Source organism: Singulisphaera rosea (genome assembly GCF_054877945.1).
Genome location: NZ_JBTYIP020000002.1, coordinates 433,550 through 457,067, shown reverse-complemented (window position 1 = coordinate 457,067; position 23,518 = coordinate 433,550). Strand labels below are relative to the sequence as shown.

Below are 23,518 nucleotides of genomic sequence, written 5' to 3'. Positions count from 1 at the left end.
CGACGCTATCTTGGCTCGAGGCGAGGAGCCTTGTTCGAAAGCTCGTCCTTGATGACCTTCCCACCTTTCATGACGAATCCGACGGACTCCAGGACTCGCACATCCGCGAGGGGATCCTCCTGCACGGCGATCAAGTCGGCGTAGTGTCCCGGGGTAACCTGGCCGACCTCGTGCGAACGGCCGATGAGCTCCGCGGCATCGCTGGTCGCGGAGCGAATCGCTTTCGCGGGAGTGAGGCCGTAACGGATCATGATGGCGAACTGGCGGGCGTTGTCGCCGTGAGGGTAAATGCCCGCGTCCGTCCCATAGGCGATCCTGACGCCCGCCTTCGCGCACTTCGCGAAGTTCTCGCGCTGGAGCCGGCCGATGGCCTTCTCCTTGGCGATCGACTCCTCTGGGAGGTGGATCTCGACCGCCTTGGCTAATAGGTAATCATCATTGTAGATATCGGCGACGAGCCAGGTTTTCCGCTCGACCATCATGCGGATCCCTTCGTCGTCGATCAGGCTCCCGTGCTCGATCGAGTCGACTCCCGCGATCAGGGCGTTCCTGATGCCCTGGGCGCCGTGGGCGTGAGCCGCGACCTTCCGGCCGGCGGCGTGGGCCTCGTCGACGGCGACCTTGAGTTCCTCGACCGAGAACTGGGCCGCCCCGGGATTGGTCCCGCGCGACATCACGCCGCCTGAGGCCATGATCTTGATCACGTCGACCCCATGCTTCAATTGGGCCCGGACGACGTGGCGCACTTGATCCGGGCCGTCGGCAATCCGGAAGTCGCGTTCGTCGGGGAAAAGCGAGACCCGGACCTGGGGCGCGTACATGTTCAGGTCGCCATGACCTCCGGTCATGCAGATCCCCGGGCCGCTGGCCACGACCCTTGGTCCGACGAGAAATCCCTCATCGATCGAATCGCGCAGGTCCACCGCCAGGAACGGTCGAGAGCCGAGGTCTCGTACGGTGGTGAACCCCGCTTCCAGCGTTTTCTTCGCGTGGAGCACCGCCGCGAACGCATTTTGATTCGGCGTTTCCTTGAACCGGCGGATCTCGTCGAAACGATCGGCCCGAGTGCCGAGGTGGGTGTGGCAGTCGATCAGCCCCGGCAGTACGGTTGCCCCGGTGAGGTCGAGGATTTTCGTGTCCTCGCCACCGACGACGTCACGATTTCCAACGGCCTTGATTCGTCCGTCTTCGATCAGGATCCACCGGTCTTCGGAGGCGGATTCCCCCGTCCCGTCGAAAAGCCGGCCCGCGTGGACGACGATCGTGTCGGCCGTCCCGACACCACCAGGGGCAACACTCAACCACAACGCAAGTCCGACACATCGGGATTTCCAATTCAAAGCATCCGCTCCTATCATCGATAGAGCCTGCGAGTCGGCCCGGAAGGTTCATGGAGAGTGTAACGACGTTCCTCGGTGGAGTGAATCGGCCTCGACGGTTGTAAAAAATCCTTAATCGTTGGATCGTGGCCGAGGCGTGGGATACACTCGGGATGTTTGATGCTCTCCCGCGTGTGGTTCCGATTGATGGGGTGCTTTGATGGAGTTCTGAGATGGAACACTTCGTCCGATTGGAAAAACTCCCCCCTGGATTTGAATTCCCCCCCGCCGTCCGCGACCGGATTCGCTTCGAGCCCGACCGATCCCGCCTCGTGTATCAAGGTTTCATGAGCAAGGGCGAATTCGACAAGCTCAGTTGTCTGAGCGATGACTGGAGCTACCGACGCCCCCTCGAAGAGCTGTTCCGCCGTTGCACGGCGGACGATGTCACACCTCGCTCGACGTTCCTCGGGGCCCTGACCTCCCTGGCGGGCCTGCTGAGACATTGAGTGACGAGAGGCTCCTCGTTCGCAATTCCTCCCGACGTGCTTAGGACTCTTGGCACCAGAAGTGCCCAAGTGTCTTCTTGCGCGTGCGTGGTCAGGGCTGGCGTGTGACGGCCCGGTCACCCGGCGTTGCGAACGAGGAGCGGATCAACGTGTCAACTCCCCCCGACGACTTCACGATCGGCGTCGAAGAAGAATATCAGATCATCAACCCGGAGACTCGGGGGCTGAAACAGGCGGCGACGGCGATTCTCCCCAAAGCGAAGAAAACGATCGGCGAGGACGTGACGACGGAACTCTTCCTCTCTCAAATCGAGATCGGCACACCCGTTTGCAGGACGCTCGGAGAAGTTCGCTCCGAGCTCCTGAGACTGAGGCGAGGGGTCATCGACGCCGCTCGGCGTGAAGGCAGTCGGATCGTGGCCGCCGGGACGCACCCGTTCTCGCATTGGGAAGACCAGACCCTCACACCGAAGGCGCGTTACTACGGGATCGCGGCCGACTTCCAGCAGCTTGCCCGCGAGCAGATCATCTTCGGATGCCACGTCCACGTCGGGATCCGCGACCGCGAGGCCGCGATCCAGGTCATGAATCGCGCCCGACCCTGGCTGCCGACGCTCCTCGCCCTCTCGACCAATTCGCCATTCTGGCTCGGCATGGACACCGGCTACGCCAGCTATCGGACCGAGCTCTTTCAGCGGTTCCCGATGACCGGCCTACCCATCGTCCTCGCTTCACGCGCCGAATACGACGACCTCGTCTCGGCCCTCGTCGCGACCGGCAGCATCGACGATGCTTCGAAGATCTATTGGGATATCCGCCCCTCCTCCCACTTCGAGACTTTGGAGTTCCGAATCGCCGACGTATGCTCGACCGTTGACGAAACGGTCATGATCGCAGGACTCTGCCGAGCCCTGGCCCAGACTTGCTACGATGACCATCGCGGCGATCTGCCGGTCAGCCACGTCCGACCCGAACTCCTCCGGGCCGCGAAATGGCGAGCGTCCCGGTTCGGGCTCGAAGGCGAGTTGATCGACACCTTCGCCATGCGTGCGGTCCCCGCCGAAGCGATGGTCGAACGCCTCCTCGAATATCTCCGCCCGACCCTCAAAGCCAGAGGCGAGTGGGACGAAGTCGCCACGCTCGTCCGAACGACCCTGAACCAGGGCACCGGCGCTCGTCGTCAACGCCAGGCCTTCGACCGTCGGCAACAGTTCGAGGATATCGTCGATCGCTTGATGGAGGAGACCGAGATCGACCTCTGACCGACTCAAGACAGTGGCGGTCGGCTCGACCTCCCGACCCACCCCATGACTTCGCCGCGGGCGCAGGTTGCCCGCGGCCTCTTCGTTTCATGACATATCGATCCCGGAAAGTCGACGTCACGGCGACACGTCCGCTTCAAGGAAAAAAATGCCGGACGGATCCTCTCGCTTGACACCTCAGACGACTTGTCTTAGACTCTCCCTCAGACAGCTTGTCTTGGGGAGCTTGCCGCATGAGTGATCGGAATTCGGATGTGACCGACGCGGAGTTGGCGATCTTGCAGTCGCTCTGGGATGGCGGCCCCGCGACCATTCGTCAATTGGTCGAGCGGGTGTATGGCCAGGGCGGGGCGTCGGTGTATGCGACCGTGCAGAAGCTGCTCGACCGGCTCGAGGCGAAAGGGTGTGTCGGGCGCGATCGGGGCGGTTCGGTGCATGTGTTCCGGGCTGCGATCCATCGTGATGAGTTGATCGATCGCCGGCTCAGGGCGGTCGCCGACGCGCTTTGTGGAGGCTCGTTGTCTCCGCTCCTGAGCCATCTGGTCGAGGGGAAGGGCTTCTCCGAGAAGGAGCGTCGCGAGCTTCGCGACCTCGTCGACCGGCTCGATCGGAAACGTTGATGCGGCCTTTCCAAGACTTGCTCCTTGTCGATTGAGAGGGATCGGCTGTGGATACACTCATTCGTGCCGCGCTGAGCAACGCCGTCTCCGCGACTTTGCTCGCCCTCCTTGTCGTCGGCCTTGGCCGCGCCCTCGGTCGGCGCCCGGCCTTGATGCACTGCCTCTGGCTTCTCGTGCTCCTGAAGCTCGTCACTCCTCCGCTATACCAACTCCCCGTGCCTCGCCTCGGGTTGCCGAACTCGGGTGATTTCCTCGACGCCAACGGGCAGATCCTTCGATTCGTCGTCGAAGGATCGAACGAAGGGACTGCGTCTTCGACGACGGCTCGGAACGTGAGGTTCGATGCCGTTCTCGATGCAAATGAGCCCCCGACGAGCCCTCAGCGAAAGATGCTGAATGCCGTTGTTGCCGAGATCCGAGTTTATGGGCCTCCCGTGGCGCTGGTCATTTGGATCACGGGGACGGTCACGACCCTGTTCGTCACGGGACGACGAGTCCGACGCTTTCAAAGCCTTCTCAACGAAGCCAAGCCCGTACCTGACCCTATCCAGGATTGGGTCGAGGAACTGGCGGGGCGCCTCGGCTTGACCAATCCACCGCAGGCCTACTGGGTCTCGGGCCGGCTCTCGCCGATGCTCTGGGCGCTCGGCCGAAGGCCTCGGCTCATCATACCGACCGAGCTCTGGAAGAAGCTGGACGAGCACCAGCGGCTGACGTTGATCGTCCACGAGCTCGCCCACCTGTGCAGGGGCGATCACCACGTCCGACTCTTCGAGTTCGTCGTCACGGCGCTGTACTGGTGGCATCCCGTGCTCTGGTGGAGCCGCAAGGCACTCCACAACGTCGAAGAACAGTGCTGCGACGCCTGGGTCGTCTGGACCCTCCCCGACTCCGCGCGGTGCTACGCGGAGACGCTCCTGGAAGCGATCGATTTTCTCCACCAAACCGACCGACCCGAGCCTCTGTTGGCCAGCGGCTTCGGGAAGGCCCATCATCTCAGAAGGAGGTTGACGATGATCATGACCGGAACGACTCCTCGTCTCCGAGGTGCCTGGGGTACACTCGGCTCCATCGGGCTTGCCGCCGTCCTGCTGCCGATCAACCCGACGTGGGCCCAGAAGGCCGATGCCGATCCCGAGGCGATCCAGGTGTTGGTCGACGAGATCGACACGCACGCGAAAGCGGGCGAGCCGGTGAAAGAAAGCGACGCCAAAGATCGCACCATTCCCGACGAGGACAAGAAACGCGAGATCGAACGGACCGTGGCCTCGATCGAGGAATTGGAAAAGGTACGTGCGGACCTGAATGCCAAGATCGAAGCCTTGCAGAAGAAGTTGAAACAGACCGGCAGCGATCCGGCCATTCATGCCCTCGAGCTTCGGTCCAACAAACTCCTGAACAAGCTCATCCTTCTCAGGAGTTCCGTGGCGAGTGCCAAGCCGAGCACGGCTACGACCACGACCACGACGGATGTCACCTTCGTGGCGACTCCCAAGTCGACCAAGACCACGACCACGGCGGATGTCACCTTCGTGGTGAATCCCAAGGCGGAGAAGGCCACGACCACGGCGGATGTCACCTTCGTGGTGAATCCCAAGGCGGAGAAGCCCGTCGTGGGCACCCTGACACCTCGGACGGTCACGTTCGAGGGAGTTCGGGCACACGTCGCTCCAATTGAGAAGCAATTGGCCGTGACGTTTGTCAATCCTCTCCACATCACGACCCGGGGCCCGGCCGTGGCTGTCGAGGACGCTCGAGTGGGCCAGCCCGCTAAAGCCCCGATCGTGGTCGTCGAGGGGATGCCGGCGGCCCAGGCCGTCAAACCCCAGAAGGTGGTCGTCGAGGAGGTTCGCATTGCCGAGGCCCCCAAGTCGCCGCTGGTCATCGGGGTCGAAACCGCGAAAGCTCACGCGATCACGATCCAGGGGAGTGCGATCCAACTTTCCGATAAGGACAGGATCGCCCAGCTCGAAAAACGACTCGAAGCTCTGCTCAACGAAGTGGCCACGCTCAAGAAAGAACAGAAGGGCGAGTCTCGCCCCAATGGCGGCCTGGGCCAATAGTTTATCCCCCAGCCCGTTGAAAGATTCCCCACGCAGCTCGATCCGCCGATCGGGCTGCGTCGAGTCTTTGGTCTTGGTCGCGCACGACGACCAAATTCTCCACCGTCGCTCGAGAAGACCGACTGGCGATCCCCGACGGTCCTTACCCAATGAGGCAGAACGCCTCGAGAACTCGTTGTTCGCTTCAAAATTCAATCACAAATCTATCGGAAACGTCTCCATGAACCGATCGATGGGGAACGGCTCTGCTCGACTCGCTGTGGCTCTCACTCTTGTCGCGTCAAGCGTTGTGGTCGCGGAGACGACTCCTTCTCCGCTACCACGGTATGATCTCAAGCCGGGAAGGGAATTCCGCTATCGCTCGAGCAGCGAATTCGACTACGGCCGAGGGGGCTACACGACCAAGATCGAGTGGCAAGGATGGGTAACTCGCCAAAACGCCGATGGTTCCTCTCGGGTCATTCTGAGGCATCAAAATCAATTCATTTCGCGTTCATCTGCGACCGCCGGCAAATCGGCACCGGAACCGCCCCCTCGCGTCACGATTGCCTACGTCGACATTTTCCCGGATGGCCGGATCCTGGAAAATGAAACGCTCGGCACCGAGATCGCCCCGGCTCATATCTTTCCCGCCCTGCCGTCGAACGCCGCCCAGGCCAAGGATCGCTGGGGCGTCGCGGGGCGAGAGGTCGACTCCCGGGTCGAGCTCAAGCCGGTGGTCGGTGATGCGAAATCGCCCGAAGTGTGGTCGTTCCAGGCGGAATGGTTCGGCCCGGCCAATCGGATCTATGAGACCAAGTTCCAGGTGAAATTCGCCTTCGACCCCAAGCTTGGCCTGATCCGCAGCGCCGAGACCCAGAACACCCAGAGCTACGGCATCGACGGGAAGGGGAAAGGGACCACGGAGCTCGTAACGACCGAGCAACACAATCCAGGCTGGACAAAAACGTTCGCCGACGAGGCGGACCGATACTTCGCCGCCAATCAAGCGGGCGAGACCCTTCTCGTGGGTATCACCAAGGATGCCGATCGCGTTCCCGCCATCATGGCAGAATTCGAGAAAGCACTTACGAACGCCAAGGAGTCGCTGACACTACCAATTTTCCGCGATCAGCTCGACCAACAGATCCACCGCCAGAAGAAACTGGCCTCCTACTACACCGAGGAAGCCAAGAGCAACGCCAAGGCGATTGGCCGGATGGCCGCCGAGTGGACGACGACCGACCTGGAGGGGAGGTCGCACTCGCTCACCGATTATCGAGGCAAAGTCGTGATCCTCGATTTCTGGTCGCGAGGTTGCGGGTGGTGTGTTCAGGCCATGCCTCAGGTCAAGCAACTCGCGGAGGAGTTCAAGGACCAACCCGTCGCCGTTCTCGGGATGCACACCGACTCGGATGAGGCGGATGCCAGGTTCGTCGCCGAGATCATGAAACTGAATTATCCGTCGATGAAGGCGGAGAGTCTGCCGGAGAAATATCACGTCCGAGGTTTTCCGACGTTGTTCATCGTCGATCAAAACGGAAAGATCGCCGACATCCACGTCGGTTACTCGCCGACACTCCGCGCAGCGGTCTCGAACCGAGTGAAGCAACTCCTCGCGGGCAAGTAACTCGAGTCTCTACGAAACGAGCCACCTGCGGTGCGCCGCACGACCCAATCGAATCGATCTTCGACCGTGTCCGACGCGCGTCTCGTTCTTGATAACCCAGGTGACGGGGCTCGTGAAACGAGCTCGAACACAGGGCCGAACGATACGGAAGGACAACGGATATGCGGACATTCGAGCGAAGTGCCGTGGAAGACGGGCGCAATGCACGCGGGATCAAGCGAGTGCTCCTGGTTGCGTTGTTGGGCCTTGCCGGACTTTCGATGACCATTCCCGCCATGGCCAACGGCGGACGAGGTGGACATGGCGGTGGCGGATACGGCGGGGGCAGCTACGGCGGCGGTGGCTATGGGCGAGGCGGATACGGCTCGCCTTGGGGTGGCGGGAACTCAGGCTACCCCGGGCGCCCACCCTATGGTGGAGGCTACTGCCCGTATCCTGGAGGAGGATGCTTCCCCCAACCCGGCGGATATGGTGGTTACGGTGGTTATGGCGGTTACGGTGGTGGGTACGGTGGGTATGGCGGGGGCTACGGCGGCTACGGCGGTGGCTATGGCGGATTTGGTGGACGTGGTGCTCGTCGATAATCCGAACCGACCCTAACTTCAATGCGTCCACCAAACAACACTTGATTCCATTTCGACCCCGTTCCCTCGACCCCGAGCGAGGGAGCGGGGTCGTTGCTTGCACCACATTTCTTAACACAAGATGTGCGTCACGAACGGATTTCGTCGACACGCCCTGCTACTCCGATTCGGGGTTGACGGGATTGTCTCGTTCGCCAAAATGCCCGTGGAACAACTCACCTCGATCGGCCGGTGGTCATCTCGGTTTCCCAACTCGCCCCAACACCCGGTACGCAACTCAACCGACTTCCGAAGGTACGCCTCGGTCGTCCCGATCAAGTCCCCCAGGGTCAGGAGTCCTCTCATGGATGAGAGCAAGGCCAGAGCGTACCGACGAAATCGCAAGCACGTGGCCCCCTGCCTGGAGTCGCTGGAGGGTCGTCGACTGATGACGGCCGGAGTCTCTCAACCCCAGGTCACGGAAGGGACCGTGAACGGCGTCCCGATCCTCCTCGTCACGGGGACGAACAAGGCCGACATCATCAACATCAACGACAACGGCACCGACGCCGTCGGGAATATCACGCTGACGTTCGGCGACGGCCGAACCTACACGACGCAGACCGCGGTCTCCCTCGTCCAGGTCCAGGCCAAGGGGGGGAACGACCAGGTCAATTACACGCTCACCGGCGACCTCGTCATTCCGAGGACCGTCCAGGTCTCGCTCGGTGCCGGCAACGACCAGTTCACGGCCGATCTCGCGGCCAACATCAACAACCCCGTCGGCCTGAACCTCGAGGCCTACGGGAACGCGGGCAACGACACGATGGCCGTGAAGCAAAGCGGCTCGACCCTCGCCGGGACGTTGAACCCCTATCTCGAAGGCGACGCCGGCAACGACAAGCTCAGCTTCGCGAGCGTCGGCACCGTCGCTGCGGGGGCGTCCTTGAGTCCCGCGTTCTCGGGAGGCGGTGGGAACGATACCCTTACGTCCAATTATATGGGTCAAATCAACGGAAATTATATCTATAATCTTGCCATGGACGGTGGTGCCGGCAACGACACCCTCACAAATATCATCCAGGTCGGCGCGAATTCGACCGGAACCATCGGAACGAGTTCCGCGCTCCCCGCGATCGTCGAGGGAGGGAGCGGGAACGACACGATCAACTATGGAATCTTCGTCGACCCGACCGCGACCCAGGCCCAGGTCTTCGCGAGTGCCTTCGGTGGCGCAGGTCGCGACACGGTCGAGCGGACGTCGAACGTTCAGAACGACGCGACCAACGAGAACGACTCGGTCGTCTCCTGACCGGATCGTCCGACCATCGGGGCTCGTCCCCAACCGTACGTGCCTGCGGGACACACGCCCGATCCGGGCCGTTCCATCGGGCGATTCGTCATGATGAGCGGGCGTGGTCACGAAGCTTGATCAGGTAGGCAACCCGCTCTGGCGAATGGATCATTCTCGTACTTCGCAGGCTCGTAACATCGTCGCCAATGACTCCGGGTCGGCGAGTCGGTGGTCGTGGCCGACGACGATCAGGCTCGAGACGGGGAGCTTGCTGAGGCGGATCAACTCCCGACTCTCCGCGAAGGGGATGACTTCGTCGGCTTCCGCGTGGAGGATGACGGTGCCTGCCTTGACCGAGTGGGCCGTCCCCCAACGTTTCCATGCCGGGCAGAGCAAGACGAGTGGAGTGTCGCCGACGTCGAGGTTCATGGCCACGGCCCCACCTCGAGACGACCCCACCACGACGTCGGGGTGCCGCCCATCAAACTCGCCTTGAGCGGTGAGTCGGGCCCTTTCGAAGTCGTCGTCGTCGAGCGCGGGATTGCACACCTCATGCCCGTGCTCGGCGAGATAACTCGGCTTCACGCCTCCGGGGACGGAATGCCACCCGTGCAAGAACAGAACTCTCATGACTACGTCTCGTGATCCCGACGCTTCTGACAGAGGATCGCTGCCAGACTTGGCCATGGTCAAAAATTTTGCGTAAGTCGACTTGAATCAGTTTTGCAGACTTTCATGATCCGTGTCGAGCAAGGTGGATCAGGCTGTGGGCGAGGACTTTAGCTCCGACGACGAGGGCCCGTTCGTCGATATCGAAGTGGGGCGAATGAAGATGGTGGCTGGTCTCGTCCCCGCCGGCGACGCCGAGCCGCATCATGCAACCTGGGGTGTGGTCGAGGTAGCCTGAGAAATCTTCAGCCCCCATACTGGGGAGTGGTATTTCCTCGACGCGTTCGGCTCCGACAACCTCGCGGGCCGCCAGGGCGCAGGTCTCGGTCACGCTCGGGTCGTTGTGGACGGCCTCGGTTTCCCCGGTGAAGGTGAGTTCGATTTCCGCGAGGGTCGCCTCCGCGACTCCTCGAGCGATTCGTGCGAGTCGCTCGCGGACCCGTTCGGCCGAAGCGCTCCCCATCGTGCGGAGAGTCCCCCGCAAGATAACGCGATCGGGGATTACGTTGCAGTTGATCCCCCCGGAGATCGCGCCGAAGGAGACGACGACGGGGTCTCTGGCATCGAGCGATCGCGGCATGAGCTGGTAAACCGAGGTGAGGAATTGGGCCGCGGCGGCGATCGGGTCGACCGTCAAGTGGGGGCGGGCGGCATGGCCTCCGACGCCTCGAATCGTGACGTCGATCTCCTGACAATAGGCGGTCAGAACACCGAAACGAATGCCGAGATGACCGAAGGGCAGGTCGGGGGCGACGTGGAGTGCGACGATCGAGTCGACACCGTCGACGGCACCGGCATCGACCATCTCGGCGGCCCCTTCGCCGACTTCTTCGGCGGGCTGGAAGATCGCTTGCCAGGAGACGGGCCAGGGGATCGCCTCAACGCAACGGTGCAACGCGATGGCCGCACCTAGCGCCATGGTCGAGTGGGCGTCGTGGCCGCAGGCGTGCATCACGCCGTCTCGCGAGGACCGATAGGCCACCTCCTTGAGGTCCTGGAGACGTAGCGCGTCCATATCCGCCCGGCAGGCGACGCGTCGCAGTCCCTTGACCGGCTCCGGGCCCGCGATGATCCCTCGCCCCGAGGGGACGACGCGGAAGGGGATTCCCGCCTCCTCGAGCTTCCGGCCCAGGAAGAGCGTGGTCTGATACTCTTCTCGGCTCGGCTCGGGGTGAATATGCAAATGCCGGCGGATCGCGCGCAGGTCGTCGGCGAGGCCGTCTAACTCCCGGTCGATTATCATCCGCCAGTCGGTCATCCGGCGCAAGTCCCTTCAATCCGCGGAAGGACGAGGCCCCATCCGCAGATGTTGGCAAGCCCCGCCTTGTCTGGGCCATTCAACGCGTCGACCGGAGTGCTGCCGGTCGACGCTGTCCTGGATTAGTTCATCTCGGGTTCGAGAGGGCCGGCGAGACCCTTGTGGAAGAAGAGGCGGCCGGGGAGGGTGGGCATGAACGAGCTGGGGACCCAGGGGTCCGGCCCGTAGCGGAGCGTCATCCAGAGGCTGGTCCCTTGCCACTGCATCCCGCGGTCGAAGACCCCGTCGGCCCCACCGATGATCCGATCGGCCTGGAGGAAGAGGCCGGGTCCGATCGTGTTGGCGAAGGCGGGGACGAGCGTCGTTCGGCTCTTGAAACTGGTCAGGGCGTTTTGCTCGATCGTGAGCGGATGCAGCCGCGCACCGATCCGGTGCGTCTGCGACTTCCACTCGTCGACCGAGCCGTATTCCTCGGCGAAGTGGGGCTCCCAGAAGGCGATGTGGCAGACGCGGCCGATCCCGAAGATGACCGAGAGCTCGGCTCCTTTCGCCTTCAGCGCGGCGATCTTGTCCGCATACTGGGGGAGGCTCTCCGGGACGGCGAAGTTGCGTTGCGAGGCGGGGACGGTCAGCTTGCCGAGGGGGCCGTAGAAGGCGTTTTCCATGGCGTTCTGGAAGGCGCCGGGGTCATTCGAGGCGAGGGTCTTCCCTTCGCGGTCGCTCCACTCGTCCATGTTGAAGCCGTGGACATGGTCGCAGGAGACGCCCCATTCTTTGAGGAAGAAGACCGCCCAGCGATACATGCCCATCGGCCCGACGGGTAAGATGAGCGAGCAGGGCCGCCCTTGTTCTCGCGTTCGCCGGATCGTCTGCGCGATCTCGTGGCCGAGCATGACGTCGAAGTCGGCGAGATCGTTGCACGGGATCGGCTCGAACTCGTTGTGCCACCAGGGCTGGCGTGCGGTGACCGACTCCGGTGGCTGCGAGCAGCAGGCGTCGATCTTGGCGAGGTCCCACCCTCGCGGGAGGAAACCCTCCATCATCGAGCCGGCGAACGTGGTCAAGAGATTCATGGGGATGGTTCTTCCTCGATCGTAACACCAAGGCCAGGAAGCCCCGTCGGTCCTGGCCGCCACCCTAATTTACTGTGGTCCACGGTCGGGGGTAAGAGATGATCCGCTGGGTCTTCCTGGATGTCGGGAATGTCCTGCTCGACGAGGACCCCCTCGGTTATGTCAACGCTCGAGTCCACTGGGAAGAAGTCTGCCGGGTCCGGCCGGATCTGGGGTTCCGAGACCTGCTCGCGACGCGAGAACAGCTCGTCGCATCGGGGTCACGTTGGCCCCTCTTCGATGCGGTCCATCCGATCCTCGGAGATGAGGGATGCTCGGCGGTGTGGGCACGCGCTGAGGGGTTGATCCGACCTCGTTACGCGGAGTTCTCTCCCGCGATCCTGGGGGCTTCGGAAGCCGTCTCCCGCCTCTCTCGGCGCTTTCGTCTCGGGCTGATTGCCAACCAGGGCGGGGAGTGTCGTGAGGTCCTGAACAGGTTGGGCATGCTCGAAGCCTTCGAGGTCGTGGCCTTGAGTGAGGAGGTCGGCCTGGCCAAGCCGGATCCCGATCTCTTTCGGTTCGCAATCGAACTGGCCCGCGCCGAACCGAAGGAGTGTTTGATGGTCGGAGATCGACTCGACAACGACATCATCCCCGCGTCCGTGCTCGGGATGCAAACCGTCTGGATCCGTTGGCCCACCAGATCGGCCAAAGGGTGGCGACCCGACGACCCCGACGCCCTCGCGTGGCGAGACTCGCTCGAACGTTCTTCGGCTATGGCAACGACCCTATGGTCGTGCCCTCTGACGACGGTTATGATTGACAGCATTCAAGATCTTGATCGTGTGTTATAGATTTTGCAGGGCGATGTCGCTCCGCCCCTCTCGTCGTCGATCAGATGAAGTCCGGTCCAGGTCACACTTCTCGACCGGAATCGAACGCCTCGTAGATCAAGCCTGTCGCGGCGTTCTGCGCAAGTGGATTCGCGGGCACGCGCAAGGTATTGCTCGATTCGGATTCGATCGAGATGAGGCGATCGTATTCGAGGGAGATCGGACCGCCTCCCAGCGGGTTGTCAAGAAAGCCGTCTGTGTTAAGCAGGATGTCGGCGAATATTGCCTCTACAGGTACGAGAGTTGCCTGGATCTCGCTATAGTTGGCAAGACTTTCTTCGCATCCCGGGGAGTGACATCCTTGCTCACCGTTGAAACTCGAGAACGGAGTGCCTGGGGAACCGTTGGCAGGACTACCGAGATGACTGCCCGCCGCTTATTGATCGTCGAGGACGATTCGATCTCGCGACGCGCGATGGAGGCCCTCTTCCGTCGGCAAGGCTGGGAGGTCTCCTCAGCGAAGTCGGTCTCGGAAGGATTGGCCCTTCTCGAGCCCCCGCCTGACTGCGTGGTGCTCGACTTGATGCTGCCCGACGGTAACGGCGAGACGATCCTGAAACGCGTGCGTGACGCCCAGCTCTCATCTCGGGTCATCGTCGTCACGGGTTGTCAGGATCGCGCCCGCCTCGATGCGCTGGCGATGCTCAAGCCCGAGGCCATGCTTCGCAAGCCGCTGGATTTCGTCCAGCTCTGCACCTTGTGCAAATAACCTCGGCCGGGGAACGGAGGGGCTATCCAACCTTGGCCGAAACCAAGCCAATCAATCGCGATCGATTAAGCCGGTTAGTGGCCGGACATAACTTCGGTGGCGACCTCCGTCTCGGAATCGGAAACGGAATCGTCATCCTCGGTTTGCGGTGCCGCCGCAGGCTTGCGACTTTTCAGGCCGATCGAACAGACGATGATCAACGCGGCAACCGCCGACATCTGGAAGAAAACGTCGCGGAGCGAGAGCCCCAAAGCTTCCTGCACGACCCGGAGCTGCTGCGGAGAGAGCGAGGCATGCGTCTCGGGGCGAAGCGCCGCCGAGACGTCGATCCCGGCACCTCGCTCGGTGTCAAGGCGTTGGGCCAGCTCGAAGCCTAGGGTCGCGCCGAGGATCCCGACCCCGAGTGCTCCTCCGAGAGTCCTGACGAAGGAGATAGCGCCGGTCGCGACGCCACGGCGGTCCCAGGCGACCGCGTGCTGGACCCCGAGGATGTAGCTCAACGACGTCGGCCCCATCCCCAGGCCGATCACGAAGGCGGAGACCATGAAGATTGGGCCTGACCAGGCGGGCTGGGCGGCTCCGAAGGCCAGGGCCAGCGAGCCCGACGCGATGAGCAGGGATCCCGCGACCGCGGTGCGTTGGAACCCGAGGCGAATTAAGACTTTCGCCGCGATCGCCACGCTGATCGCCCACGCGAAGAAGAGCGGGGTGATCACCCGGCCCGCTTCGGTCGCGGTCCCTCCCTTCACGCCCTGCACGTAGAGCGGCAAGTAGGTATCGATCCCGAAAAGCAGAACCCCGATCAAGGTGCTCCCGACGATCGCCGACGCGATCGGGGGGGACAGGATCAAGTCGAGCGGCAGGATCGGGTCGGCCGCCCGTCGTTCCTGGCGAATGAAAAGCACGAGCAAGATGAGGGCGAACGACATCAGCCCAAGACTCGCGCCATAGGCCAGTTCCCGGGCATTCAGGACGACCACGAGGAGCACGGTCGAGCTGACCGTGAACAGGGCAGCGCCCCACCAATCGATCGGCCGGGTTTCTTTCCGGACAACCCGCTCGTCGAAGAAGAAATAAAGGATCCCGATCGCAGCGATCCCGAACGGGACGGTCACGAAGAAAACCCAGCGCCAGGAGAGTTGGTCTGTCAGAAGGCCCCCGATGGCCGGCCCCACGAGGCTCGAGCCTCCCCAGACCGCGCTGAAGAGCCCCTGGACCTTCGCCCGCTCCTGGAGCGTGAACAGGTCGCCGAGCATCGTCAGGACGATCGGGCCGACCGAGCCCGCCCCGAGGCCTTGCAACACACGCATGGCGATGAGTTGCGACATGCTCTGGGCCATCCCCGAGAGGGCCGAGCCGACGGCGAAGAGCGCGAGCCCGAAGATCAAGACCCGCTTGCGGCCCAGGATGTCGGCGAGCTTGCCGTAGATCGGGGTCGAGACCGTCGCGGCCAAGAGATAGGCCGAGAACACCCACGGGTAGATCTTCAACCCCTTGAGGTTGGCGATGATGCTCGGCATCGCCGTCGAGACGACGGTCTGCTCGAGGGCCGCGACCGCCATCGCCATCAAGAGCGCGGACGTGATCATGGCCCGATTCGGATGCGTCGTACTGCCAGCCTCGCCCGACATCGCTCGAACCCCCCCGGCCTTCGGAACGCGAGATCTACCCCGCGGAAGACACTCGGTCATTCTAGCGGGTTCGCCAAGGGTACCCCAGTCGAGCTTGCGGAATCGTCGGAACATTTGTTCTGCGTTCGATCACTCCGAGCGGAGCGCCTCGACGGGGTCCATCATCGCGGCCCGGCGGGCCGGATAGACTCCGAAGATCACCCCGATCACGAGGGCGATCAGGAACGCGACGATGGGCGACTCCGGCCGGATCACGGCAGGAACCCCCGAGAGCGACGAGACGATCGGGGGCACGGCCATGCCCAGAGCCACGCCGATCGCCCCTCCCGAGGCCGAGATCACGACGGTCTCGGTCAAGAACTGGAAGATGATGTCGCGGCGTTTCGCCCCCAGGGCGCGGCGGATCCCGATCTCTCGAGTCCGCTCCGAGACGGTCGCCAGCATGATGTTCATGATCCCGATCCCGCCGACGATGAGCGAGATCCCCGCGATCGACCCGAGCACGAGGTTGAAGATGCGCTTCGTCGCCTCGGCCTTCTCGAGCAACTCCAAGGGGACGGTGACGCTGTAATCCTTCTTGGAGTGGAACTGGAGGAGCAGGCTCTCGAGCGAGGCGGCGGTGCGCTTGACCTCGTCCATCGTCCGGACGGTCACCGTGATCTGACTCAGCTCGAGGCGTTCGGCCGTGAACTGGCCCTGCTTCTCTCCCATGAGGAGCTCGCCGAATCGGGCGCGGTCGGTCGTCAAGGGGATGTATACATCCTTGTTCAAATCCTGGGCCGAGAGACTGCTCCCCGTCCCCCCGGAGGGGGCCTTGAATGCCGTCACGCCGACGATCAGATAATAGTGGTTGTCGCCGACCCGGACTGACTGGCCGATCGGGTCCCCGAATGGGAAGAGCTTCTCGACGATCTCGGACCCGATCACCGCCACATTCGAAGCCCGCGCCATGTCGAGGTCGGTCAGGAACCGCCCCTGCGCGAGCTTCTGCCCGGTGATCGCCAGGCAGTCGGGGTTGGCCCCGACGACCCGGCCTTCAAGTTCGCGGTCGAGGTGGCGGACGTTCTTGCGGAACTCGCGAAGCGGGGTGGCGCCGACGACCGTGGGGATCGTCTGCATGATCCGGTCGAAGTCCTTGTTCGTCAGCCCGTAGTTGAAGACGAAGCTGTCGTTCGCATTCTTCGACGGCTTCACGTCGTCGACCGGCTTATTGCTCCGCAGGATGATGTTCGTCGCCCCGAGTTCGGCGAGTTGTCGCTGGGCCTCGGCGCTCGCCCCTTCGGCGATCGCGAGCATGGCGATCACCGAGGCGACCCCGAAGATCAGTCCCAGGGCTGTCAGGAGCACGCGCAGCTTGTGTAACGTCAGGTTGCGGAGCGCGAGCTTGACGGTGTTCCAGACCTTATTCATCAGCAATCACCGATGTGAGTTCGACTCGCGCTGCAATCAGGGGATATCCAGTTTGGAGAGGATGTCGGTCGCATCGCATTCGACTTTCTGAGAAGGCTCCGCGAGCGATAAGGATTGCCTCGCACTCTCGTTCCCGGGGTCCCCGCTATCCCTTACCCATACATCACAGGGGCTAATTCCCTCGTTCTCACGATCCCCGTGGGACGAGAATTGAGCATTCAACGACGGCTGGTGCCTGAGAGCAAAGGCCCGCAACCACGGAAGCTTGACTCGACTCAGCATGTGAGTAACGGATAGCGGGGACCTTGGGAAAGAGATTCTTCGTATGCGATGCGAGTGAGAACCGCTCTACGCCCCAGGTGATCCAGGCCCGCTCCCCTTAGCTGGCGGCGTTGTCTTCGTGTCCTGGTTCTTATCTTCATCCTTGAACTCTTCTGCGACGCGCGAACGGGCGTCTAATGCGACCGTCTCTCCTTCTTTCAAGCCCTCAAGGATCTGGACCTGGAACTCGTTCGTATCACCGACTTTCACGGCCCGACGTTTCACGCCTTCCGGCGCGAGCACGAAGGCATAAAAAGTCCCCTTGTGCTGGGCGACGGCCTGGACCGGGACCATCAGGACGTTCGGGAGCTCGCCGACCAGGATCTTAACCTCGGAGGTCATCCCGGGCCGGAGCTCTTCCTTGGGCATCGACTCGATTCCGACGACGGTGGAGTACTCCTTGACGCCGCCGTTGAGCCATCCACGGTTGGAGTCGGCCAGTTGCGAGACGGTCTTGACCTTGCCGACGATCACGATGTTCGGGAAGGCATCGACCCGGATCTCGGCCATCTGCCCCGGCTTGATCTTCTTGATCAACGACTCGTGGATGCTGACCTTGACTTGCATCGAGGACAGGTCCGGGAGGCTGAAGATTTTCTGCCGGGAGTAAGCGGTGGCCCCTTCGCGGATCTGCCGGCTCGAGTCGTACCAGGCCTCGTTGGCGTAGGCGACGATCCCTTCTTGTTCGGCCTTGATCGTCGTCTTGTCTTTCTGGCTCTGGAACTCCTTGAGTTGCTGATCCTCGATGACGAACGTCGACTTGGCCGAGTCGAACTCGCTCTCGGCCTTGGCGATGGAGGCCTTCGCGGTCGCCTGGGCCTGGGCCACCTTCTTGCGGGCCTGGTCGACCTTGGCGGAGAACTCGGTCGACTTGCGCCGGAACTCGTATTTCTCCTTGACCATGAGCTTGGCCCTGGCCCCCTTCAACGTCAGGTCATCGCCGTGGAGCTCGCTCTGGGCCGTCCGGAGCTCGCCGGGGGTCTTGAAACCCTTCTTCACGAGCCCTTGAAATTGCTCGAGTTTGTTCTTGGACTCCTCCAGCTTCTTGGTCTTGAGCCCGATGTCTCCCTTGATCTCGTCGGTCTCGAAGACATAGGTGCCGTTCTGATACATCTCGAGGTCGAGCTCCCCGAGCTGGAGCTCGACGTTCGCGGCGATAATTTCGCTCTCGCCCTTATTCTTCGCGATCTCGACCTCCTGTCGGCTGGTCTCGATCTTGGAGGACGCCTGCTTCGACTTGATCTCCTGCTGCGCGATGTTTTTGTCGATCGCGGCCGAGTCGAATCGGCAGACGATCTCCCCTTTGACGACGTGATTGCCCTCGGGGGTGAGCTGGATGATCTTGTTTTCGTAGCCGGAGAGCTCGCAGACCCCGTCGACTGTCTTCACGCTCTCGAGGTTCCCCCGCTCGGTGACGACGATACGCAACGTGCCCTTGGTGACGAGCACGTTGAGCGGTTTATCCTTGTCCGACCCGCCTTTCCAGCTCGGGATCAAGCCGAAATACCCGACCGCCGTGATCCCGCCGGCGATCGTGAGGAGGACGAGGAGCCGGATCGGGAGCCCTCGTTTACGGCGTCGCGAAGGGGCTGCGGGTTGCGGGAGCGGGAGGAGGGAGGAGGTTTTCTCTCGGGGCTCCGACGGGGTCTGGGGTGGCGGGAACGGATCCCCCGTTGAAGGTTGGAATGCTGTCGTCATTGGTCCAGACCCCTTGCACATCGATGTTCATGACGTCGAAGTCTTTGAAGAGAGTCAAGCGTGACTCTTCGTATTGGATCCAGTTGCCGATCAGTTGGTTCTTGGCCTGGAGCAGCGACTGCTGGGCGTTGATCACGTTAAGGCCGCTCGTCTGGCCGGCCCCCGAGTCCGCCCCCGTGCTACTCCTCGCGTTGTTCTCGGCCTGGTCCACCTGGCGTGCGGCGATCAACAAGGCCACACGATTGATCTCGAATTGCCGACGGTTCAGGTTCAGGCTTCGCATGTCGAGGCGGATCGTTTGCACGATCTCGTCGTGGTTCAGCATGTAGGCACGGCGGGCCTGTTGATAGAGGATCTGGTCGGCCCGGTAGGTATTTCGCTGCGTCCTCCGCACGATCGGCGCCGCGAACTCGAAGCCCGTGAATTGTTGCGTGTCGTGGGCGTCGAAGCGGAGCAGCCCGAGGTGGTTCGGGTCGGAATTGATCTGGGCGTTATAGAAGACGTTCAAGCCCGCGAGGAGCTGATTGCCGGCCGCCTCGACGTTCCGCCACGTGTCGGTGACCGCGCCGAGGCTGTTCATCAGGTCGAGCCGATTCGCCAGCGCCGTTTCGATCGCCTTCTCCACGGTCAGGTCGACCGGTTTCACCTCGATGAGATAGACGCGAATCTGCGTTTGGATCACCAGTAGCTCGGTGAGCCTCGACCGAAACTCGCGGCTGATGAAGACGTCATGGAGCGTCCGCCAGGCTTCGTTCAAGTCCGTCTTGTCGAGCGTCTCCAAGTATTCTTTGATGTCTCGGACGTCTTCTTCAAGGTCGAAGCGGGTCGCGGCGTAGGCGTCGACCAGGCTCTTCGACAGTTCAATCTGTCGGTCGAGGCTCTCGCGCTCATCCTGCTCGGTCGGCCCGGGGCCTGTCCCGACCTTCCCCTTTTCCGCCTTGATCTGGGCGAGCCACTGATCCAGCTCCTTGCCGACGCCCTGGCCTACCCCCTTGAGCTCCTCGATGTCCTTGAGAAGCCTTTGAGCGGTGTCGCCCATGAACGACTTCGAGGGAGGCTCGTCATACTGGAGGAGCGAGAGATAGAGCTTCTCGCTCTCGGCCCGCATCACGTCGAGACCGGGATCGTTCAACTCGAAGCCTTTCAACATCTCCTCGTCGAGAGTCATGGGAAAATCGGCGGGAAGCCCGAGCTGAGTGACCCTGTAGGCGTCGAGGGCCGTCTGGTAACTCGCTTCCTGCCCGAGCAAACTCGACAAGGACTGCTGATACGACAGGGCGATGAAATCGCGCTGGAGCGGAGTGACCAGGCCGGCGCGGACGAAGGCGTCGTTGATGTCGAGGTTGCGCTTGAAGCCGTCGACCTGGTTCTGCTGGTTCCGGATCTGCTGGAGCGATAAGAGGAGATCGAGGTAACCCGTGATGGTGTCGACGTAAAACTGCCGGCGGTAGTGCGCGAAGGTTCGCACCGTGTAGAGGGTCTCGCGTTCCGCCAGCGACAAGGGCTGTGTGAAGTTGCGCGCCCAGGCTCCTTGAAGCAAAGGTTGCGTCAGGCTGACGGTCAGGCCGGAGTTGACCGTCTGGAAGCCCTTGCCGGTGTATTCGAAGACCAGTGTGTTCGCGAAGTTGACGAGGAGCTGCGCCCCGGAATAGAAGGTCCAGTTCAGGCTATCCTGGGTGAGCAACTGGAGTTGGTTGCTCTCGTTCTTGTTGGCCCCGAAGCGTCGGTATTGGGTTGTCTGATTGCCGAAGAGCTGGGGGAAGAACGTGAAGCGAGTCAGCGTCAGCGAGAGGGCCTGGAGATAGACCTGCTCGACGTTCGTCTGATACTGGCGGTTGTTCATCAAGGCGATCTGCATGGCCGAAGGACCGCTCAACTCGACGGTGCCGTCTTTGCCGCGAGGGATGCACTTGAGCCAGTTCATGTCCTCGACCGCGGCCACCCCGCGCTTCTTCCACCCGTGGAACTCGAACGGTCGTCCCGCGGTCACCTGGAAGGGTCGGGCCCCGGGGTCGTCGGGCGGGATCGGTTCGTGGTTCGGGTCGTGGACATCGCCGATGCGTGAGCGAGGGTCGGCTTCCACCGGCCGGTCGGGGACCTGCCAGCGCCAGTCGTCCATCCGCTCCTTCTCGATTCGGTAGACGTCGCGATCCGCGAAGTCGCGGTAATATCGCCGCGTGCAGCCCACCAGCGCAGGGAGCAGGATACCGGCCGCCAACAGCCAGCACAGTCGTCGAACGATCCAGCCTCGCCCGTGCTCATCCTGAGCCGGCATGGACATGAATTCCTTTCCGATCGCCCCCCACGGCCTTCCATGGTCGCGGGACAACTGTCAGGGACTTTGATTTGCAGTATAACAAAAGTCGGAGGAGGGGCAACCGAGAGTTTTCAGAATTCCCAACCGTGTTGCGAGGCGGCACAAGATGGGCAGTATTATGACAAAGGCACGAAGGTCACAAAGGGAATCGAAAAGGACTGATTGGGTTCCTTCCTTTCCCTTTGTGTCCTTCGTGCCTTTGTGGTGAATCGTTACCCGTTTTTCGTGAGAGATCGGACCGTATTCGTGTTATCGCTTCCGGAATCGTTCGGCATCGGCGCCGGTCAGGGTCAAGCTCGCGTAGGAGTCGAAAACGCGAGCGTTGAAATTGATCACGACCGAATCGACCTTGGTTTCGATAAACGCGATGTGATCGACACTAATCCAGTACATCCCATGCCGCTCGAATCGCCCGCCCGTCCGGCCCTTGTCATTGAAGAGCGACCTGGCTTGCGCAACGTCCTTGGAGCCGGTCAACCTCAGGGGGTCGGGGGCTCGTGCCGCCGAGCAAGCGAAATAGATATCGAACAGCTCGCCGCCGTCGCTGACATAGGCAATATTGTTGATGTTGACAATCTTGTTACTGTCCAGGGAGACGAAGTTGGCGTCGAGCGTCGACTTCGAGGCACCGCCCCCGGACTGGGCGAAGCCGGCTTCCAGGCCGGCGAAAGTCGCCGCGACGAGGAATAGGCCCAAAACGATCCAGGATGCCCGTCGCGTCCGCAACGCCATGGGATTCGCCTCTCGAATAACCTTGGAGAATTGACGTCAAAACGATGACGTCATTGTGGAGGCATCGAGCCCCCAAGGGAAGTGTACCCCGAGACTGAACTGACGTCAGTTCGTTCGTACGTCAATCGGCCTTGCTGGCCTCGGCCGCGACGGGAGGGAGGTCCCTCTGGATCGCGTCGAGTCGGTACCCGAAGCCGGGCCCGCCGATCGTCGAGAGGTCGAGAGTCCCGCCTTTGCGACGGTACAGGCCGGGGTGGACCACGGCTTCGGGGCGGGAGGCCTCGGGATAGAACTGCATCCCGTTCGACTCGACGCCCATGATCGTCCCCGCGTTCGCGGCCAGCAGGACGTGGGGGATCTGGGCGAGCATGGGGTTGGTGAGATCCTGGACCATCAACGTCATGCCGTGGGCCTTCGCCCAGCAAAGGCTGAGCAGGGCGCCGGTCTGGGTCTTGCAGGTCTTGAGGGCGACCCCCGTCCAACCGAGAGAACGGCCGAGCTTGACCAGGTGCCAGTCATGGGCACTCTCGTCCATGAACAGGGGCTTCCTCGCCGAGACGCTGTGGACGTCGATCCGGTACGTCTCGAGGTCGTAGGGGAAGGGTTGTTCGACGTAGAGGATCATCCCATAGATCCTCGGATGCTCCTGAACCAGGCGGTCGAGGATCGTGTTGACGTAGGCGGGCTGCTGGACGGTGCAATTGAAGTCCGTCGTAAGCCAGTCGACCGACTCCTCCTCGGCGATCTTCCCGACCTTGACCAGCCGGTCGTAGTCCCAGGCCGCGTCGTCGCCTCGGAGCTTGACCTTGAGGCAGTTGAGCCCGTCGCGGCGGATCCAGTCGCGGAGCAAGACGGGGTAGTCGTCGTCGGGTTCGGTCCCGGTCAACTCCGACTCGTCGATCGGATCCTTTCCCCCGATCAGGTGCCAGGCGGGGAGCGATCCGGGGCGCGGGCTTTCGAAGAAATCCTCGGGGTAGAGACCGTCGAACGACACGTCGGCACCGTCCGCGGGCGTCAGGTAGTGGGCGAGGTCGGCATTCATGTACCGAGCGTTATAAGTCGAGTAGGTCGGGACGCCGTGCAGCACGCCGTAGGCGTCGTGGAGCGCGAGGTCGAACGCAGAGTTGCACACGAGGGCCGCGAGCCAGGGGATCGGGTCGGCGTCGCGGCCGGGAGCTGCATTGGCCTGGGCCAGGCGCTTCGGCAGGATTTCGGTCTGGAAGGCGTGGCCGACCTCCATCGGGTGGCCCACGGTCTCGAAGCGGGCCCAATCCGCCACGAGGTCCTGACAGAACCGCTTGAGGACGTCATGACGAGCCTCATACGACAACGGGCTCGGCCAGACCCACTGGACGCTCAAGGGGGACTCACCCCAACCTTCCGCGGTGCGCCCCTGCCGGTCGGCGACGGTGAGACGGACCCTCGCGCAAGTCACTTCCGTCGTGATCTCCGGCCCGAACTTGAGCGGCATCCGCGTCTTGATCGGCAGGAAGGTCAGCGTTGCGGCGATCGGGACGAGATCGAGTGGATTCGACGAGGGCATGGGAGGTTTCCCGTCCACTGAAAGGTGGGGAGGCGAACCGAGGGGT

Annotated in this window: 19 protein-coding genes; 9 read left to right on the top strand and 10 right to left on the bottom strand. The window is 62.4% G+C overall.

The genetic code is table 11. The annotated features are described in order from the left end of the window. Positions 1-5: 5 nt before the first annotated feature. On the bottom strand, positions 6-1,301 hold the full coding sequence (locus ACYOEI_RS04925) for a Xaa-Pro dipeptidase (protein ID WP_462848210.1): 1,296 nt from the start codon (positions 1,299-1,301) through the stop codon (positions 6-8). 251 nt (positions 1,302-1,552) lie between these two features. Between ACYOEI_RS04925 and ACYOEI_RS04920 the strand changes: the two genes are divergently transcribed. From ACYOEI_RS04920 to ACYOEI_RS04890, 7 genes are all read left to right on the top strand, one after another. Beyond that, complete coding sequence (locus ACYOEI_RS04920) at positions 1,553-1,828, top strand: hypothetical protein (protein ID WP_462848209.1); 276 nt, start codon at positions 1,553-1,555, stop codon at positions 1,826-1,828. Between the two features lie 149 nt (positions 1,829-1,977). After that, on the top strand, positions 1,978-3,090 hold the full coding sequence (locus tag ACYOEI_RS04915) for a carboxylate-amine ligase (protein ID WP_462848208.1): 1,113 nt from the start codon (positions 1,978-1,980) through the stop codon (positions 3,088-3,090). Positions 3,091-3,323: 233 nt separating this feature from the next. Further along, positions 3,324-3,710 carry a BlaI/MecI/CopY family transcriptional regulator gene (locus ACYOEI_RS04910; RefSeq protein ID WP_462848207.1) on the top strand — a complete coding sequence of 129 codons (387 nt, stop codon included), beginning with the start codon at positions 3,324-3,326 and terminating at the stop codon, positions 3,708-3,710. A 47-nt stretch (positions 3,711-3,757) separates the two neighbouring features. Then, positions 3,758-5,773, top strand: a complete 2,016-nt coding sequence (locus tag ACYOEI_RS04905; protein WP_462848206.1) for a M56 family metallopeptidase — start codon at positions 3,758-3,760, stop codon at positions 5,771-5,773. Between the two features lie 220 nt (positions 5,774-5,993). Continuing rightward, on the top strand, positions 5,994-7,382 hold the full coding sequence (locus ACYOEI_RS04900; protein WP_462848205.1) for a TlpA family protein disulfide reductase: 1,389 nt from the start codon (positions 5,994-5,996) through the stop codon (positions 7,380-7,382). A gap of 161 nt (positions 7,383-7,543) precedes the next feature. Next, positions 7,544-7,966 carry a hypothetical protein gene (locus tag ACYOEI_RS04895; RefSeq protein WP_462848204.1) on the top strand — a complete coding sequence of 141 codons (423 nt, stop codon included), beginning with the start codon at positions 7,544-7,546 and terminating at the stop codon, positions 7,964-7,966. A gap of 343 nt (positions 7,967-8,309) precedes the next feature. Beyond that, positions 8,310-9,257: a hypothetical protein gene (locus tag ACYOEI_RS04890; protein ID WP_462848203.1), complete on the top strand. Its 948-nt coding sequence runs from the start codon at positions 8,310-8,312 to the stop codon at positions 9,255-9,257. 150 nt (positions 9,258-9,407) lie between these two features. On the opposite strand, the gene ACYOEI_RS04885 is transcribed toward ACYOEI_RS04890, so the two are convergent. From ACYOEI_RS04885 to ACYOEI_RS04875, 3 genes are all read right to left on the bottom strand, one after another. Further along, positions 9,408-9,869 carry an alpha/beta hydrolase gene (locus ACYOEI_RS04885; RefSeq protein ID WP_462848202.1) on the bottom strand — a complete coding sequence of 154 codons (462 nt, stop codon included), beginning with the start codon at positions 9,867-9,869 and terminating at the stop codon, positions 9,408-9,410. A gap of 103 nt (positions 9,870-9,972) precedes the next feature. Continuing rightward, complete coding sequence (locus ACYOEI_RS04880; protein WP_462848201.1) at positions 9,973-11,166, bottom strand: M20 metallopeptidase family protein; 1,194 nt, start codon at positions 11,164-11,166, stop codon at positions 9,973-9,975. 122 nt (positions 11,167-11,288) lie between these two features. Continuing rightward, positions 11,289-12,239 carry a sugar phosphate isomerase family gene (locus tag ACYOEI_RS04875; RefSeq protein WP_462848199.1) on the bottom strand — a complete coding sequence of 317 codons (951 nt, stop codon included), beginning with the start codon at positions 12,237-12,239 and terminating at the stop codon, positions 11,289-11,291. 98 nt (positions 12,240-12,337) lie between these two features. Between ACYOEI_RS04875 and ACYOEI_RS04870 the strand changes: the two genes are divergently transcribed. Continuing rightward, positions 12,338-13,072 carry an HAD family hydrolase gene (locus tag ACYOEI_RS04870; protein WP_462848198.1) on the top strand — a complete coding sequence of 245 codons (735 nt, stop codon included), beginning with the start codon at positions 12,338-12,340 and terminating at the stop codon, positions 13,070-13,072. A 400-nt stretch (positions 13,073-13,472) separates the two neighbouring features. After that, positions 13,473-13,820 carry a response regulator gene (locus ACYOEI_RS04865; RefSeq protein ID WP_462848197.1) on the top strand — a complete coding sequence of 116 codons (348 nt, stop codon included), beginning with the start codon at positions 13,473-13,475 and terminating at the stop codon, positions 13,818-13,820. Positions 13,821-13,894: 74 nt separating this feature from the next. Here ACYOEI_RS04865 and ACYOEI_RS04860 read toward each other — a convergent pair whose 3' ends face one another. The 6 genes from ACYOEI_RS04860 to ACYOEI_RS04835 all read right to left on the bottom strand — a co-directional run bounded on the left by ACYOEI_RS04860 (position 13,895) and on the right by ACYOEI_RS04835 (position 23,472). Then, the gene (locus tag ACYOEI_RS04860) at positions 13,895-15,409 is read right to left on the bottom strand and encodes an MFS transporter (RefSeq protein WP_462848196.1); all 1,515 of its coding nucleotides are present in this window, start codon (positions 15,407-15,409) and stop codon (positions 13,895-13,897) included. Between the two features lie 171 nt (positions 15,410-15,580). Continuing rightward, positions 15,581-16,861 carry an ABC transporter permease gene (locus ACYOEI_RS04855; RefSeq protein WP_462848195.1) on the bottom strand — a complete coding sequence of 427 codons (1,281 nt, stop codon included), beginning with the start codon at positions 16,859-16,861 and terminating at the stop codon, positions 15,581-15,583. Between the two features lie 348 nt (positions 16,862-17,209). After that, entirely contained in the window at positions 17,210-18,571 is a 1,362-nt protein-coding gene (locus ACYOEI_RS04850) for an efflux RND transporter periplasmic adaptor subunit (protein WP_462848530.1), read from the bottom strand. Positions 18,572-18,752: 181 nt separating this feature from the next. Further along, positions 18,753-21,155, bottom strand: coding sequence for a TolC family protein (locus tag ACYOEI_RS04845; RefSeq protein WP_462848194.1), 2,403 nt, complete (start codon positions 21,153-21,155; stop codon positions 18,753-18,755). A gap of 291 nt (positions 21,156-21,446) precedes the next feature. Beyond that, positions 21,447-21,929 (bottom strand): hypothetical protein, encoded by a 483-nt coding sequence (locus ACYOEI_RS04840; RefSeq protein ID WP_462848193.1) that lies wholly within the window; start codon positions 21,927-21,929, stop codon positions 21,447-21,449. A gap of 121 nt (positions 21,930-22,050) precedes the next feature. After that, entirely contained in the window at positions 22,051-23,472 is a 1,422-nt protein-coding gene (locus tag ACYOEI_RS04835) for an enolase C-terminal domain-like protein (protein WP_462848192.1), read from the bottom strand. Between the last annotated feature and the right edge of the window lie 46 nt (positions 23,473-23,518).